We start from the raw sequence: 13,655 nt of genomic DNA, 5'->3' as shown, positions 1-13,655 counted from the left end.
GCTATCCAATGATAGCGGCATCAATCTTTGACTCATCGTGGCGATGAGGATGTTGTTCTTGGCGCCCTGCCACTGATTTAACTTCGTCTCGGTTGACGAGATTTTCTAGACTAATCCGACTAAGAAAATCGTGAATTTGGTCACTCAAATCACACCACAAGTGATGGGTTAGACAGGTTGTACCCGACTGACAATCACTCCGTCCTTTGCATCCGGTGGCATCCACTGATTCATTAACCGCGTCAACAATTTGCGCCACAAAAATAGCGCTTTTTTCGCGGCTCAACTTATAGCCACCACCAGGACCACGGATACTGGTCACTAGTCCGCGTTTACGTAGCTTCGCGAATAGTTGCTCCAGATAGGACAATGAGATCCCTTGACGACAGGAAATATCAGCCAATGATACTGGACCCTTATCCGTATGTAATGCCAGATCAAGCATAGCAGTTACAGCATAGCGACCTTTGGTTGTCAGGCGCATAATTTCGCTCTCGCATACCAGTTCAATTGCCACTAGTATACAAAACCTAGTATTTTGATCAAGTATATACCTGACTAATTTGGTTGGTTATAGCTATGGTGTTGGCTAAACACGACATTTTAAGGGCTCACATACAAAAACTAAACATTCTTATACGCATAATTACTAAGGAGTCGTAAACCTTTGCCGTTATGTTCGGTATAACGCAAAAGTAAATTCCACAAACCACTTTACCAAAACTGGAGGACAATCCGATGGCACGCAAACCTGAAGCCGCCCCTGAAGAAGTACAGGAAAAGCCAAAGCGCAAGTTACCTTTGGGCAAGATTGCCGGATTTGGTGGAACCTTTCTTTTGAGCGTTGCGGTATCTTCTGGCATCACCATCTGGCTAACCTCTAATGGTGATGTGGGGGAATTAATTTCATCGCAGATCAACGATACAGAAGCGCAGATTCAAGCCTTGCGCCAAGAAATAGAAATCCAGAACGCAACCATCACCGCATTGCAAGAAGAGAGCGAAGTCCTACGCACCTACCTTCGTCACAGTAGCTCCACCGCCCTGAAAAATATTCTGGTAAACCAAGAAGAAAATATTCAGGGCTTTTTGGCTGTCATGCGCCAAGCCATCGGCGACCTCGGGGACATGCTGCCACAAAGTTCAGAGTGGGAAACCTTATATCAGTATCAGACGGACTTGGCATTAAAAGCGAGTATGGAAAGGGCGACTCTGTTACGTCTATTGAAAACCGGTGAGCCCCCAAAGATTGAACCGAGTTTACCGGCTCAATCTGGTGACACTACCGCCCAATAATCAAAACGTTAGGAGAAGCCCTTTAGGAAAGGGCTTCTTCGTGGTGAGTCAATTGGCGGGCTTTGCGATCTCGCTGTGCCATGTAAACCAATGGCCCAATGATCAACACCGCACCGAGCAATAGACTCCAATCTGGCGTCTCCTCAAATAGTGCCCAGCCAGCTAACATGGCGAACAGCAGACCAGAATATTCTGCACTCGACACTTGGCTGGATGCCACATACCGATACCCAATCACACAGCCAAGACTGTAAAACACCGAGCAAATAGCAGAGCCGAAACCAAGCATAACCTGATCCATAGTTAACACACCTACCTCGGAGTAGGCCAACGCCCCAGCTAATGGCAATGCACACATTTGCGATAGGAACAAACCATGCAGTGCTCCCTGATGTTTGGGTAGTTTACGTACCAATAGACTGTTGACCGCCAAAAAGAACGCAAAACCGACCGCACTCACCATGGGCCAGCCCAGATACTCTGGTTTTAGAATAACCAAAATACCGGCAAAGCCCGAAACTGCTGCCATTACCACCGTCTTAGTTAATCTCTCACGATAAAACACCACTGCCAGCAGAATGATAAAAATTGGGCAGGTGTAAAATATGGCGTTTGCCGTCGCGATAGGTAAGTTCGATAGAGAGATAACCAGCAACACCGCCGTTAGTACCCAGATATTACCCCGTAGCATATGGATTCCCATCCCTTCCATGGGCTTCGTCCAAAGGGATTTCGCCACAAATGGCAGCAAAACTAAACACATAAACAACAAGCGCACAAATGTGAACTGAAAGATGGGCACATCGGCCCCCGCAAACTTGATAAATACGTCGCAGACTGTGGCCACTAAGTTGGCTAGCAACAACACCAAAATTGCACTACTAACGGTTTTTCCAGACATAACCCCTCCTTATCTGAGAGGGGCATTATAGGTAGGGATAAAAATCCAATAAAATGATATATTTTTCGTTAGTATTAGTTTTTTGGATACTTAATGATGAGCTTACCTCCCCTTAAATCGCTACCTGTATTTGAAGCTGTCGCGCGGCTAAATAGCTTTTCCCATGCAGCCGCAGAATTGCGTATTACCCAGAGCGCTGTCTCCCATCACATCAAGGCGCTGGAAGATCATCTGGGCGAGTCTCTGTTCGTACGCTCCGGACGCAAACTGGAATTGACCTTAGAGGGGCAACAATATCTAGATACCATCACTAGCTCGCTCAATCAGATCGCCCGCGCTACCGATCTCATAAAAGGTGCCAGTGAGACCCGCTTGCGCCTAACGGTATACAGTTCTTTTGCAGTGTATTGGTTAATACCACGTATGCCAGAATTGAAACGGCGCTTCCCGAATCTAGAACTGACATTGGAAATGTCCTATGCGGAACCGGAACTGTCTGATCGGGTAGCGGATTGCTTTATTACCATAGATAAAGAGAAACGAGGATTTCATTTTGATTTGCTCTACAAAGAGCGTTTATTTCCAGTATGTAGCACCGCCTACCTAGAGGAAATCAAACACACTTTGCATGTACATGATGACCAAGAGCTGCACGCTCACCTTGCCGCCTCCCCCCAAAGCCTTGCCAACTTCCCTCTACTTACGTCATTTAGCATGTATGAAAAATATACCGAAGAATGGCGACGTTGGTTTGCCAGTATGGGGACAAACCTACCTCCAAATGCTCAGTTCCACCGCTTTAGTCACTTGATGCTCGCCTACGAAGGCGCTAAACATGGTCTAGGAGTTGCTTTGATCAATGACTACATGCTGCAGAGCAATAGTGACGATGGTCTCGTCAGATTACCTTGCTCCCATTACGCTACCGAAGATCACTTCTACTTTGCTTACAAACACAGTCGCCGTCATGAGCCCGCCATTGCTCAACTCAAACAATGGATTCAACAGGAATCAAGCAGCCTTAGAGTGTAAATATTGCGTATAGATTGCCCCCTTTAAGAGTTCATTAAGTTTTCCCGACCACCCTGTAATCACACACATTCTATGGTGGTATTTATGATGACTTGGTCGAAAAAACTTTTCATAACGTTGACGAGTACGCTGGTGACGAGTGCCGTAGTCGCGACTCCCTTGACAGCCCCCCAGCAAACTAGTGTTGATCAACTACTAAAGAGCTATCAAGCTCAAGGAGCAAGCACCCCATCAATAACTGCCGGCGCTGAGTTCTGGCAAACCAAAGGTGACAACGGTATCGCCTGTACCGCCTGCCATGGACAAGATTTAACCCAAGCTGGCAAGCACATCAAAACTAAACGAGCCATCGAAGCGATGGCCCCGAGTGTTAATCCAGAACGTCTCAGCGATGTTGGCAAAGTCGAAAAGTGGTTCAAACGCAACTGCAAGTCCGTCTGGAATCGAGAATGCACAGCGACAGAAAAAGCCAATGTTCTCGCTTGGCTAGCCACTCAATAATTGAAGGAGAAAATCCATGCAAACTGCGAATATGACCAACAATATTAAAAAGCTATCTCTCATCACCTTGGTTGTGGCAGCCAGTAGCACTGCAATGGCCAGCGACGGCGGCTTTTTTAGCAATGTGTTTGGCGGCAACGGCTACCAACCAACTGGCCAGGGTCAAGAAATCTACCAAGAGGAATGTAGCGCCTGCCATTTGGCCTACCCAGCGCCACTGCAAACTAAGGACAAGTGGTTGAAGATTATGTCTTCATTAGATGATCACTTTGGTGACAATGCCGAGCTGGCAGCAGAAACCCAAAAGACTATCACGGACTACCTGATTGCTAACGCTGCTGACACCAATGGCGAAAGCAGTAAACTGTCCAAATTTGCCCGCCGTAGCCGCGACAACGGCAGCTTACGCATCACCGATTTAGAAGGATTTAAACGCAAACACGATGAGATCGATAAAATGCGTATGGTGGTAAATAACCCGGATGTTGGCAGCTTTAGCCAGTGTAGCGCCTGCCACGGTGACAATGCACAGAAAGGGATTTTCGACGAAGACACAGTAAAGATTCCAAACTTTGCCCGTTGGGATGACTAAGACTAGCACCTTATTTGCTGTGTATAAAAATGCCCTAGGCACAAAAGCTTAGGGCATTTTTTTTTGGTTCGTGGCACTTGGCTTTGCAGTAATCGCTTTACAGACGGCTCTTACCATAAACGAATTGACCATTTTCCACCGAGGCTTGTGGCCCTGGAACAGCGGCACCGGTTTGCGGTGATACTGGGAAAATGGCGTTGATTTGGCCAGTACCCGAACTACCGAAATACGGGGTGATCACTTCCGCTTTCTGATCGTACTCCGACCAACCTAAGGCACCTAGCAGCATAGCAGTATCATGCATAAAGCCTTCACCATGACCTTTCGCCGCGTATTCTGGTAGCATGTCGCAGAAGGTTTTCCATTCTGCATTTTCCCACATTTCCACCACACGACGGTCCGTTTCTTCGAGGAATGGACTCCAGATCTTATCTGAGAAATCTGGCGCCTGACCATTTTGCGCGAAGCGGTGGGACAGAGAGCCGCTGGCTAGAATTGCCACGGTTCCGTCGTAGTGTTTCTCGATCGCTTCCCGCAATGCCCAACCAAAACGGGCAGAATCATTCAGGTAATGAACGGTAAGCAATGCCGACACGGAAATACACTTGAAGTGGTTATCTTCATTCATATAACGCATTGGCACTAGGGAACCATACTCCGGTGCCAAGGTGGTCGCATCGTGAGCCATGGTTTCGACGCCTTGCTCATTACACACTTGAGCAATAATGCGCCCTAATTCAGGATTACCGTCGAGATTGTATGGCATGTTGTTGATAAAGTGCGGCAGCTCGTTGCTGGTATACACACCTTCCCAGTGCGGTGCACAGTTAATGTGGTAGCCAGCGTTAACCAACCAATGAGTATCAAATACAACAATAGTATCGACTCCTAGCTCTCGGCAGCGGCGCGAGATCTCGTGGTGGCCGTCAATAGCCGATTGACGACACCCTTTACGTGGGCCATCTAATTCCGACAAGTACATGGAGGGTACGTGAGTAATCTTTGCGGCGAGTGCGAGCTTGCCCATGGTTATTCTCCGATCAAATTATCTATATAACATTTCCGGCAAAAACAAGGCGATCGAGCTAACAAACACGATCAAAGCTAAACGCACCATATCAGCACACCAAAATGGCACTATGCCTTTGAATATGGTTCCTGCTTTTACATTGTTTAATACCGCACTCTTTACCATCAGGTAAACAGAGCATGGATGTTGTTTTTATTAAACTTCAGCACCGGGTCCAGCTCAGTCAGTTCAAATGAGATTTGTACATAACTGCTATCGGTGATGGGTTTCATCCAGTCACACAAAATTTTGAAAACATTTTCGGCCACTTCCTGACGCAGCTCGAAACTGCGACCGTGTCCGATTTTTAAATTGAGATTGAGTAACGCAAAATCGTCGCGACCATCGGCCACGCGAAAGTGGTCAACTTTAATTGCGCGGCTGCGCACTCCCCCTAAAGGAAAATGCCCAGTACCTACCACATATTCATGTAGCGCTTTGAATAGGGGCTGAAAATCCAACCGATCTTCTAGGTTTGCGCTGTATTCGACGACAAAATGGGGCATAACAACCTCTTCTACACACACGCTAGGAGGGACAGGGTGTCCCTCCTGCCATTAACTACTGTTGCACTAGACGCCCCATTTAGGGATGTGATGTGAGCCCATGCTGATACAGATGTTCTTCGGTTCACAGAACACTTCGAAACTGTAATCACCGCCCTCGCGGCCAGTACCAGAAGCTTTCACACCACCAAATGGTGTGCGCAAGTCACGGACGTTTTGACTGTTCACAAACATCATGCCGGCTTCAACGCGGCGTGCGATGCGATGCACTTTGCCAACATCTTGGGTCCATAGGTAGGAAGCCAAACCGTAGTCGTTGTCGTTTGCCATACGGATCACGTCTTCTTCGTCTTTGAATGGAATCAGAACCGCCACTGGGCCAAAGATTTCTTCACGAGCGATACGCATATCGTTGGTCACATCGCGGAATACGGTTGGACGCACGAAGTGGCCATTTTTCAGGTGATCAGGCAATTCATTGACTGGCTTATCTGGACCACCGGAAACGAGCTTGGCACCTTCTTCCATACCGATGCGAATGTAACCGGTAACCTTGTCCCAGTGACCTTGGCTGATCAATGAACCTACTTGAGTGTTCAGATCAGTTGGATCACCAACACGGATCTTGTTGGCACGTTCGGCAAAGTCAGTCGCAAACTTGTCGTAGATACCTTCTTGCACGAAGATTCGAGAGCCAGCAGTACAACGTTCACCGTTGATAGAGAAGATACCAAATACGGCAGCGTCGAGTGCTCGCTCGTAATCGCAGTCATCAAAGATCATCACTGGTGATTTGCCACCAAGTTCCATAGAGAACTTTTTCAGACCAGCATTGGCGATAATGTGTTTACCGGTAGCAGTACCACCAGTGAAAGAGATCGCATGCACGTCTTGGTTGGTAATCAGAGCGTTACCCGTGGTGCCACCAAAGCCGTGAACCACGTTGAATACACCGGCAGGTACACCTGCTTCCAAAGCTAGGCGACCAAGAAAATCAGTCGTCAATGGAGACAATTCTGACTGCTTCATCACCGCCGTATTACCCAGTGCCAAGCATGGTGCGGTTTTCCAAGTACCCGTCATGAAAGGCACGTTCCAAGGAGAAATCAAGGCACACACACCGGTTGGTTGGTACATGGTGTAGTTCAACATCTGGTCATCCATTGGGTAAGTATGACCATTCATTTGTTTCGCTTTTTCAGCAAAGAAATAGAAGTTGTTCGATGCTCGTGGCACCAACGCATTGAGTGTTTGGTAGATTGGCAGGCCAGTATCGGCCGTTTCCATACGCGCCAACTCTTCCACGTTATCAGCAATTAAATCACCAAGCTTTTCAATGATTTTGGAACGCTTTGCTACTGGCATATTGGCCCAAGCTGGGAAAGCATCTTTTGCTGCTTGAACCGCTGCTGCGACCTGTGCATCTGTTGCATGAGCCACTTCTGCAAGCACTTCGCCTGTGGCTGGATTGACGGTTGTGAAGGTTTCCGGGCTTTCCACCCATTTACCATTGATAAGATTCTTGATCATTGCCTTGTGTCTCCTCGTTGGTGGTGCGTTGTTACTGTTTTAACACCACGATATGATTAACATGTTAATTAAATTAATACTGAACATGTTAACTTGTCAAGACGGATATATCATTCAAAGGTCGTAGGCGTTATAAAATGATCATAGCCATTGACGAATGTTGACACAGGCCCTTTAGACGTCCTAAATGTGGCATTGTTGATAACAAAAATAACCCCATCTCGATTTGGAGAGCGCACCATGACGATGAGTTCATTGTATGAAACGCTACCTGACCTGATAGACAGCGTCAGCGGAAACCAATTCTATAAGCAGGTGGAGAATTGTTTTAACCGTCTGTCGCCCTTGGCAGGATTTAAAATCTTCAGTTACCCCAAAGCAGATCGACCGCAGCTACTGGGCACCGATAACTACTCCGAGATGGACCATCTCTACTGCGAATCCGCCTATTTGATGGACCCCTTCTATCACGTGATCTGCTGTCGCACCCAGCAGGAGCTGGTTACTTTGGATAGCATTATTCGCGATGATTTCGAAAGCTCTAGCTACTATGACAAGTTCTACCATCGTATCGGATGGAGCAACGAGGCCAACTTTATTGTCAGTGTCAGCCAGGAGCGCACCATCGCCGTAGCCTATACGAGTGACGAGATTCCGCTTCATCATTTGAACCGGGAGCTGACGCCATTTCTAAAATCTATTCGTTCGGCCATACGCCTGCATGAAAAGTGGATTGCCTGCGCTGTAGATAACCAAGGCCTCCCCGTCGAAACCGGCCATATCATCGACGTCGTCAGTGCCGACAAATCACGCCGAGATACAAGTCGCAGCTTAGCCGCATTTGACCTAACCAGACGGGAGCGTGAAATTGTGGAATATATTCTGAGTGGTCACCCTACCCCAGAAATTGCCAACCTTTGTTTTGTCTCAGAGGGGACGATCAAAAACCACCGCAAAAATATCTACCGTAAACTTGGGGTCAAATCACAAGTAGAATTGTTCAGTAAATTTCTCAATTAATAGACCAAATGTATTGACAAAAAAGCCTGTTTTGCGGAACTATAGTTAACATGTTAACTAACATTTGGTGATAATAACAATGTACACATACAGACTCGAAGAATCCGGGCAGGCTGTATCCAAAGCCTCCAATGCCAGTTTTGAAGTCGAACTGGCTCAACCTCTGCTGCCACCAACGACAGGATCAGTGCTTGGTGTCGCACTGAACGACAAAACCCTCGTTGCCAGCCTAGCAGACGCATTCAACGACAAGCCGTACGTTGCGCCACCAAAAACCCCGGTACTGCACATCAAGACAGATAACACTCATATCGGTCATGGCCAGACGATTAAAATCCCTGCCGATCGTGGCACTGTCTACGCTGGCCCAGCCCTAGGTATCGTGATCGGTAAGCAAGCTTGCCGGGTGAGCGAAGCACAAGCACTAGATTACGTACAAGGCTATACCGTAGTAAACGAGGTGTCCTTGGCCGAGGTTTCCTTCTACCGTCCTGCGGTGAAAGCTAAGTGCCGTGACACGTTCTGCCCAATGGGCCCTTGGGTTGCCGATAAGTCTTTGATCAGCAATCCGAATGATCTGACTATCAAAACCTACATCAATGATGAGCTAGTACACGAAACTGGCACCGATCAACTGGTTCACAGCGTAGAAAAAGTCATCAGCTATATTTCTAGCTTTATGACCCTATCTGAAGGTGATGTGATTATCGCTGGTACACCACTTCGCACCGATGCCTTAGCAATCAAAGATGGCGACATCGTGATGGTTGAAATCAGCAATGTGGGCCGCCTGGCCAACCCAGTCGAGACAGAATAATAGGAAACGCCATGAAACACGCACGCGTACTTGTAAACGGCCAAGCTGCCGATGCCACCATTAATACAGAAAACCAAGTTGTATTGACTGACGGCACCCTACTCTCAGAAGGCGAATTTAGCTGGTTGCCACCCTGCGATGGTAAAATTTTCGTTCTTGCGATTAACTATGCTGATCACGCTGCTGAGTTGTCTTTTAAAGCGCCAGACGAGCCTTTGGTATTCCTAAAAAATCGTAACTCACTGATTGGTCACCAACAAAATACCTACCGTCCCGACAACGTTGACTACATGCACTATGAGTGTGAGCTTGTGGTGGTCATTGGCAAAGAGGCGAAAAACGTTTCTGAAGCCGAAGCGATGGACTACGTCGGTTACTACACCGTCGGTAATGACTACGCGATTCGCGATTACCTAGAGAACTACTACCGCCCTAACCTACGGGTGAAGAGCCGTGATACTTGTACTCCAATTGGTCCTTACATGGTTGATGCGGCCGATGTTGCTGACCCTCACAACTTGGTATTGCGCACCTATATCAATGGTGAATTGAAACAAGAAGGCAACACCAAAGACTTGGTTTTCAACATCCCTCAGCTAATTGCCTACCTGAGCGATATTATGACCCTATCTCCTGGGGATATGATTTTTACCGGCACACCAGAAGGCCTTGCCGATGTGAAACCGGGCGATGTTATCACTACGGAAGTGGAAGGCGTTGGCGTGCTGACCAATACCATTATTTCCGAATCTGAATACTTGGCAGAGCTCCCACAATAAGGACGAATCATGCTAGCAAAAGATATTATCCGCTCCTGTGCTGAGCGTCTGCATAAAGCAGAACAAGAACGCGTACAAATCCGTCAAATTTCGCTGGATTACCCAAACATCACCATCGAAGACGCCTATGCGATTCAGCGTGAATGGTTAGACATTAAACTGGCGGAAGGTCGCAGCATCATCGGCCATAAAATTGGCTTAACTTCCCGCGCTATGCAGATGAGCTCCCAGATCGATGAGCCAGACTATGGCACTTTGCTCGACGACATGCTCTACCATGACGGTTGTGAGATCGATACAGATAAGTTCATCGTGCCACGTATCGAAGTGGAGTTGGCTTTCATTTTAGACAAACCGCTAAAAGGGCCCAATGTCTCTATCTTTGATGTTTACGAAGCGACCGGTTACGTAGTGCCAGCATTGGAACTAATCGATGCTCGTAGCCAATCAATTGACCCCGAGTCTGGTCGTCCGCGTAAAGTATTCGACACTATCTCGGACAACGCAGCCAATGCAGCCATTATTTTAGGTGGCCGTCCGATTAAGATCGGTGATATGGATTTGCGTTGGGTATCTGCCATTATGCAGCGTAACGGCATTATCGAGGAAACCGGTGTTGCCGCCGGGGTACTAAATCATCCAGCCAATGGCGTGGCGTGGTTAGCCAACAAGCTGGCGCCATTTGATGTGCAACTCGAACCAGGCCAAATCATTTTGGGTGGCTCGTTTACCCGTCCGGTTGCCGCCCGTAAAGGCGATACCTTTAATGTGGATTTTGGGCCGCTTGGTTCCGTGTCTTGTTACTTTAAATAAGGATTAAGACATGGCTGCACCAAAGAACACATTTAAACAGGCGTTGCGAGATAAACAACCACAAATTGGCTTGTGGTTAGGTTTGGCAAATAATTACACCGCTGAGCTCATTGCCTCAGCGGGGTTTGATTGGCTATTGATTGATGGGGAGCATGCTCCGAATACCTTGCAGACCATGGTTGGTCAGTTGCAGGCCATCGCTCCTTTCCCAAGTCACCCGATCGTTCGTCCAGCTTGGGCTGATCATGTTGCACTTAAGCAAATTTTAGACTTAGGTGTGCAAACAGTGCTGGCGCCAATGGTAGATAATGCGGACCAGGCTGAGCAAATCGTAAAAGCGGCCCGTTACCCGCCACAAGGTATTCGAGGTGTCGGTAGCGCCTTGGCTCGTGCATCCCAGTTCAATCGTACGCCAGAATATCTGACCACTGCTAACGAGGAAATTTGCGTACTAGTGCAGATTGAATCAGCTAAGGCTGTGGCGGAGTTAGACAATATTCTTGCCGTTGATGGGGTTGACGGGGTGTTTATTGGCCCTGCTGATTTAAGTGCATCATTAGGTTATATTGGTCAGCCGAACCACCCTGAGGTGGTAAAAGTGATTGAGGAGAGTATTGCCAAAATCGTTGCCGCTGACAAAGCACCAGGCATTTTGATGGCAGACAAAAGCGCAGCCAAACGTTACATCGAGCTAGGCGCCCTATTTGTCGCCGTCGGCAGCGATACGGGGCTGTTAATGAACAGTACCAAGCAGCTTGTTAATGAGTTCAAAGCAGATGGCGTCACGACCACGGAGTCGGCACCTTCTGTCTACTAGGTGTTTTTCAAGAGCTAGGCTCTTGTGCAGCGATCACCCTTTTTTGCCCAGTTCGCTGGGCTTTTTTTTGCCCGTCGTATTACACTCTAACCCGATGTTACTGCCCTGAGTTCGCCCATGAGTAAAGAATGGATCCCCAATATCAATATCGGTCAGGACTACGATTCTGCTTATCGAGACGCTTCGATACATTTCGACAAATTAGGTAAATTGGCGGACTTTTTTGGTCGTGACATGCCCATGCATCTACATGCCGACTACTGCCAAATCCATTACATTCAAACGGGTAATACCCTCTTCAATATCGATCAGAATAGTTTTGCAACGCAGGGGGGAGCGGTATTTTATACCCCTGCCAGTACCCCCCATGCGTTCCTTACCGAACCTGAAGCACCCGGCTATGTGCTAACAGCCCATAGGTCTTTGATACAGGCATTTCTTGATCGCTTAGACCGTTATTCCAATAACAATCTCTTACTGATGCCGATCTGCTTAGCACAACAGAGCCTAAAACCAGATGAATGGAAGCCAGTTGCCAGTATTTTTGAATTGATGATGGGAGAGTGGCGCCACCAAAGCGACTTTAAATTGGAGGCGCTGGAATCTTTATTCGAATTGTTGCTCATACAGTTACTACGCCTTGCTGATGCAAAGTCACCACGTTACCAACACACCCATGGAGAAGTCGTCACTTTTCGCGAGTTCAGTCAGCTGGTTGAAAAACACTTCGTTGAGCAAAAACAGCTTACCTGGTACTGCGAGGCATTAAATATTAACGAAAATCGACTTAATTACATCTGTCGTAAAATTGCTCAAGTCAGCCCTAAGAAGATTATTAATGGACGCAATTTACTCGAAGCGAAACGCTTACTCTCTCATACCAACATGAATCTGACAGAAATTGCCTATACCCTAGGCTATCTTGATCCCTCCTACTTCTCGCGGTTTTTTTTCAAACACACAGCTATGACGCCGAGCGAGTTTCGCCGCACCCACAGAACCTCATAAGGCCTTGCTTCAGATCAAGGCCATATCGCGTTTTCTCTAAAAGCCATTGACCAATTTTTTTAACCGCCATATGTTTACTTAACATGTTAACTAAAATAATATTGAGGAGTACAACATGGGTAAGTTATCAGTCGCAGCCAAAATTACACACGTACCAACTATGCTACTGTCTGAAAAGCCTGGGAAATTACAGGGTTGCCGACAGTCTGCTATTGATGGTCATAAAGAGATTGCTCGCCGAGCTCGCGAAGCCGGCGTGGATACGGTGATCGTGTTGGATACGCACTGGTTGGTAAACGCTGGCCACCACATCAATGCGAATGCGAACTTTAAGGGCGTTTACACTAGCCATGAGTTCCCACACTTTATTCAAAATCTTGAATATGAGTACCAAGGGAACCCAGCACTAGGGGATGCCATTGCCAAGATTGCGGTGGAAAAAGGCGTACACATGTTGTCGCACCAGGTTGAAACCCTAGATTTGGAATACGGCACCTTAGTGCCAATGCGTTATATGAATGAAGACAAAACCTTTAAGGTGGTGTCAATTGCGGCTTGGTGTACGGTGCATAGCCTAGAAGAATCACGTTTGATTGGTGAAGCAATCCGCGAAGCCATCGAAGCCAGTGATAACAACGTCATGTTATTGGCATCTGGCTCTATGTCTCACCAAATTTGGGAAAACCATTTGTATGCTGCCAATAACGGAACCTTCACGATTTCTCGTGAATTCCACCGTCAAGTCGACCTCCGGGTACTCGACTTATGGAAGGCAGGTGAAACGAAAACATTCCTAGCCATGTTGCCAGAATACGCGAAATTCTGTTGCGGTGAAGGTGGTATGCATGACACAGCGATGCTGTTCGCTGCCCTAGGCTGGGACAAATACGAAGGTAAAGCTGAGATTCTGACGGAGTACTTCCCAAGCTCTGGTACTGGTCAGACCAACGTTATCTTCCCTGTTGAGTAAGAGT

Annotated in this window: 16 protein-coding genes and 1 pseudogene; 11 read left to right on the top strand and 6 right to left on the bottom strand. The window is 47.4% G+C overall.

Annotation, left to right across the window (positions count from 1 at the left end; all coding sequences use genetic code 11):
* Position 1: 1 nt before the first annotated feature.
* Complete coding sequence (iscR, locus tag FJM67_RS04160; protein ID WP_140587413.1) at positions 2-484, bottom strand: Fe-S cluster assembly transcriptional regulator IscR; 483 nt, start codon at positions 482-484, stop codon at positions 2-4.
* Positions 485-738: 254 nt separating this feature from the next.
* On the opposite strand from iscR, the gene FJM67_RS04155 reads away from it, so the two are divergent.
* Positions 739-1,296, top strand: coding sequence for a hypothetical protein (locus FJM67_RS04155; RefSeq protein WP_140587412.1), 558 nt, complete (start codon positions 739-741; stop codon positions 1,294-1,296).
* 22 nt (positions 1,297-1,318) lie between these two features.
* Here the strand turns inward: FJM67_RS04155 and FJM67_RS04150 are convergent, their stop codons facing one another.
* Positions 1,319-2,197: a DMT family transporter gene (locus FJM67_RS04150; RefSeq protein ID WP_140587411.1), complete on the bottom strand. Its 879-nt coding sequence runs from the start codon at positions 2,195-2,197 to the stop codon at positions 1,319-1,321.
* A 93-nt stretch (positions 2,198-2,290) separates the two neighbouring features.
* Between FJM67_RS04150 and FJM67_RS04145 the strand changes: the two genes are divergently transcribed.
* The 3 genes from FJM67_RS04145 (at position 2,291) to FJM67_RS04135 (ending at position 4,322) form a co-directional block, all read left to right on the top strand.
* Positions 2,291-3,229 carry a LysR substrate-binding domain-containing protein gene (locus FJM67_RS04145; protein WP_235889981.1) on the top strand — a complete coding sequence of 313 codons (939 nt, stop codon included), beginning with the start codon at positions 2,291-2,293 and terminating at the stop codon, positions 3,227-3,229.
* A gap of 132 nt (positions 3,230-3,361) precedes the next feature.
* Positions 3,362-3,730 (top strand): DUF1924 domain-containing protein, encoded by a 369-nt coding sequence (locus FJM67_RS04140; RefSeq protein ID WP_219845884.1) that lies wholly within the window; start codon positions 3,362-3,364, stop codon positions 3,728-3,730.
* A 16-nt stretch (positions 3,731-3,746) separates the two neighbouring features.
* Positions 3,747-4,322: a diacylglycerol kinase gene (locus FJM67_RS04135; protein ID WP_140587409.1), complete on the top strand. Its 576-nt coding sequence runs from the start codon at positions 3,747-3,749 to the stop codon at positions 4,320-4,322.
* A gap of 97 nt (positions 4,323-4,419) precedes the next feature.
* Here FJM67_RS04135 and hpaD (FJM67_RS04130) read toward each other — a convergent pair whose 3' ends face one another.
* From hpaD (FJM67_RS04130) to hpaE, 4 genes and pseudogenes are all read right to left on the bottom strand, one after another.
* A complete protein-coding gene (gene hpaD, locus FJM67_RS04130; protein WP_140587408.1) occupies positions 4,420-5,349 on the bottom strand; it encodes a 3,4-dihydroxyphenylacetate 2,3-dioxygenase in 930 nt (309 codons plus the stop codon).
* A gap of 18 nt (positions 5,350-5,367) precedes the next feature.
* Positions 5,368-5,514: pseudogene (locus FJM67_RS17935) on the bottom strand (C4-dicarboxylate ABC transporter permease); the annotation flags it as partial.
* Positions 5,515-5,516: 2 nt separating this feature from the next.
* Positions 5,517-5,897, bottom strand: a complete 381-nt coding sequence (locus tag FJM67_RS04120) for a 5-carboxymethyl-2-hydroxymuconate Delta-isomerase (protein ID WP_140587407.1) — start codon at positions 5,895-5,897, stop codon at positions 5,517-5,519.
* Positions 5,898-5,963: 66 nt separating this feature from the next.
* The gene (hpaE, locus tag FJM67_RS04115; protein WP_140587406.1) at positions 5,964-7,427 is read right to left on the bottom strand and encodes a 5-carboxymethyl-2-hydroxymuconate semialdehyde dehydrogenase; all 1,464 of its coding nucleotides are present in this window, start codon (positions 7,425-7,427) and stop codon (positions 5,964-5,966) included.
* 240 nt (positions 7,428-7,667) lie between these two features.
* Here hpaE and FJM67_RS04110 point away from each other — a divergent pair, with 240 nt between their 5' ends.
* The 7 genes from FJM67_RS04110 (at position 7,668) to hpaD (FJM67_RS04080) (ending at position 13,651) form a co-directional block, all read left to right on the top strand.
* The gene (locus tag FJM67_RS04110) at positions 7,668-8,447 is read left to right on the top strand and encodes a helix-turn-helix transcriptional regulator (protein WP_140587405.1); all 780 of its coding nucleotides are present in this window, start codon (positions 7,668-7,670) and stop codon (positions 8,445-8,447) included.
* Positions 8,448-8,526: 79 nt separating this feature from the next.
* Positions 8,527-9,264 carry a fumarylacetoacetate hydrolase family protein gene (locus tag FJM67_RS04105; RefSeq protein ID WP_140587404.1) on the top strand — a complete coding sequence of 246 codons (738 nt, stop codon included), beginning with the start codon at positions 8,527-8,529 and terminating at the stop codon, positions 9,262-9,264.
* 11 nt (positions 9,265-9,275) lie between these two features.
* Positions 9,276-10,043, top strand: a complete 768-nt coding sequence (locus FJM67_RS04100) for a fumarylacetoacetate hydrolase family protein (protein WP_140587403.1) — start codon at positions 9,276-9,278, stop codon at positions 10,041-10,043.
* Positions 10,044-10,052: 9 nt separating this feature from the next.
* Positions 10,053-10,856: a 2-oxo-hept-4-ene-1,7-dioate hydratase gene (gene hpaH, locus FJM67_RS04095; protein ID WP_140587402.1), complete on the top strand. Its 804-nt coding sequence runs from the start codon at positions 10,053-10,055 to the stop codon at positions 10,854-10,856.
* A 10-nt stretch (positions 10,857-10,866) separates the two neighbouring features.
* A complete protein-coding gene (gene hpaI, locus FJM67_RS04090) occupies positions 10,867-11,673 on the top strand; it encodes a 4-hydroxy-2-oxoheptanedioate aldolase (protein ID WP_140587401.1) in 807 nt (268 codons plus the stop codon).
* A 117-nt stretch (positions 11,674-11,790) separates the two neighbouring features.
* Positions 11,791-12,681: a 4-hydroxyphenylacetate catabolism regulatory protein HpaA gene (hpaA, locus tag FJM67_RS04085; RefSeq protein ID WP_140587400.1), complete on the top strand. Its 891-nt coding sequence runs from the start codon at positions 11,791-11,793 to the stop codon at positions 12,679-12,681.
* Between the two features lie 115 nt (positions 12,682-12,796).
* Entirely contained in the window at positions 12,797-13,651 is an 855-nt protein-coding gene (gene hpaD / locus FJM67_RS04080) for a 3,4-dihydroxyphenylacetate 2,3-dioxygenase (protein WP_140587399.1), read from the top strand.
* Positions 13,652-13,655 lie beyond the last annotated feature (4 nt).

It is taken from the genome of Maribrevibacterium harenarium, assembly GCF_006385675.1.
In the GTDB taxonomy this organism is placed as follows: domain Bacteria; phylum Pseudomonadota; class Gammaproteobacteria; order Pseudomonadales; family Marinomonadaceae; genus Marinomonas; species Marinomonas harenarium.
This window is presented reverse-complemented; position numbering and strand designations above follow the sequence as displayed.

What these genes read in the sequence shown, in the direction of transcription:
- iscR (WP_140587413.1), bottom strand. Translation starts at nt 484, where the DNA reads ATGCGCCTGACAACCAAAGGTCGCTATGCTGTAACTGCTATGCTTGAT.
- hpaH (WP_140587402.1), top strand. Translation starts at nt 10,053, where the DNA reads ATGCTAGCAAAAGATATTATCCGCTCCTGTGCTGAGCGTCTGCATAAA.
- hpaI (WP_140587401.1), top strand. Translation starts at nt 10,867, where the DNA reads ATGGCTGCACCAAAGAACACATTTAAACAGGCGTTGCGAGATAAACAA.
- FJM67_RS04150 (WP_140587411.1), bottom strand. Translation starts at nt 2,197, where the DNA reads ATGTCTGGAAAAACCGTTAGTAGTGCAATTTTGGTGTTGTTGCTAGCC.
- FJM67_RS04155 (WP_140587412.1), top strand. Translation starts at nt 739, where the DNA reads ATGGCACGCAAACCTGAAGCCGCCCCTGAAGAAGTACAGGAAAAGCCA.
- FJM67_RS04100 (WP_140587403.1), top strand. Translation starts at nt 9,276, where the DNA reads ATGAAACACGCACGCGTACTTGTAAACGGCCAAGCTGCCGATGCCACC.
- FJM67_RS04110 (WP_140587405.1), top strand. Translation starts at nt 7,668, where the DNA reads ATGACGATGAGTTCATTGTATGAAACGCTACCTGACCTGATAGACAGC.
- FJM67_RS04120 (WP_140587407.1), bottom strand. Translation starts at nt 5,897, where the DNA reads ATGCCCCATTTTGTCGTCGAATACAGCGCAAACCTAGAAGATCGGTTG.
- hpaA (WP_140587400.1), top strand. Translation starts at nt 11,791, where the DNA reads ATGAGTAAAGAATGGATCCCCAATATCAATATCGGTCAGGACTACGAT.
- hpaD (WP_140587399.1), top strand. Translation starts at nt 12,797, where the DNA reads ATGGGTAAGTTATCAGTCGCAGCCAAAATTACACACGTACCAACTATG.
- FJM67_RS04105 (WP_140587404.1), top strand. Translation starts at nt 8,527, where the DNA reads ATGTACACATACAGACTCGAAGAATCCGGGCAGGCTGTATCCAAAGCC.
- FJM67_RS04145 (WP_235889981.1), top strand. Translation starts at nt 2,291, where the DNA reads ATGATGAGCTTACCTCCCCTTAAATCGCTACCTGTATTTGAAGCTGTC.
- hpaD (WP_140587408.1), bottom strand. Translation starts at nt 5,349, where the DNA reads ATGGGCAAGCTCGCACTCGCCGCAAAGATTACTCACGTACCCTCCATG.
- FJM67_RS04135 (WP_140587409.1), top strand. Translation starts at nt 3,747, where the DNA reads ATGCAAACTGCGAATATGACCAACAATATTAAAAAGCTATCTCTCATC.
- hpaE (WP_140587406.1), bottom strand. Translation starts at nt 7,427, where the DNA reads ATGATCAAGAATCTTATCAATGGTAAATGGGTGGAAAGCCCGGAAACC.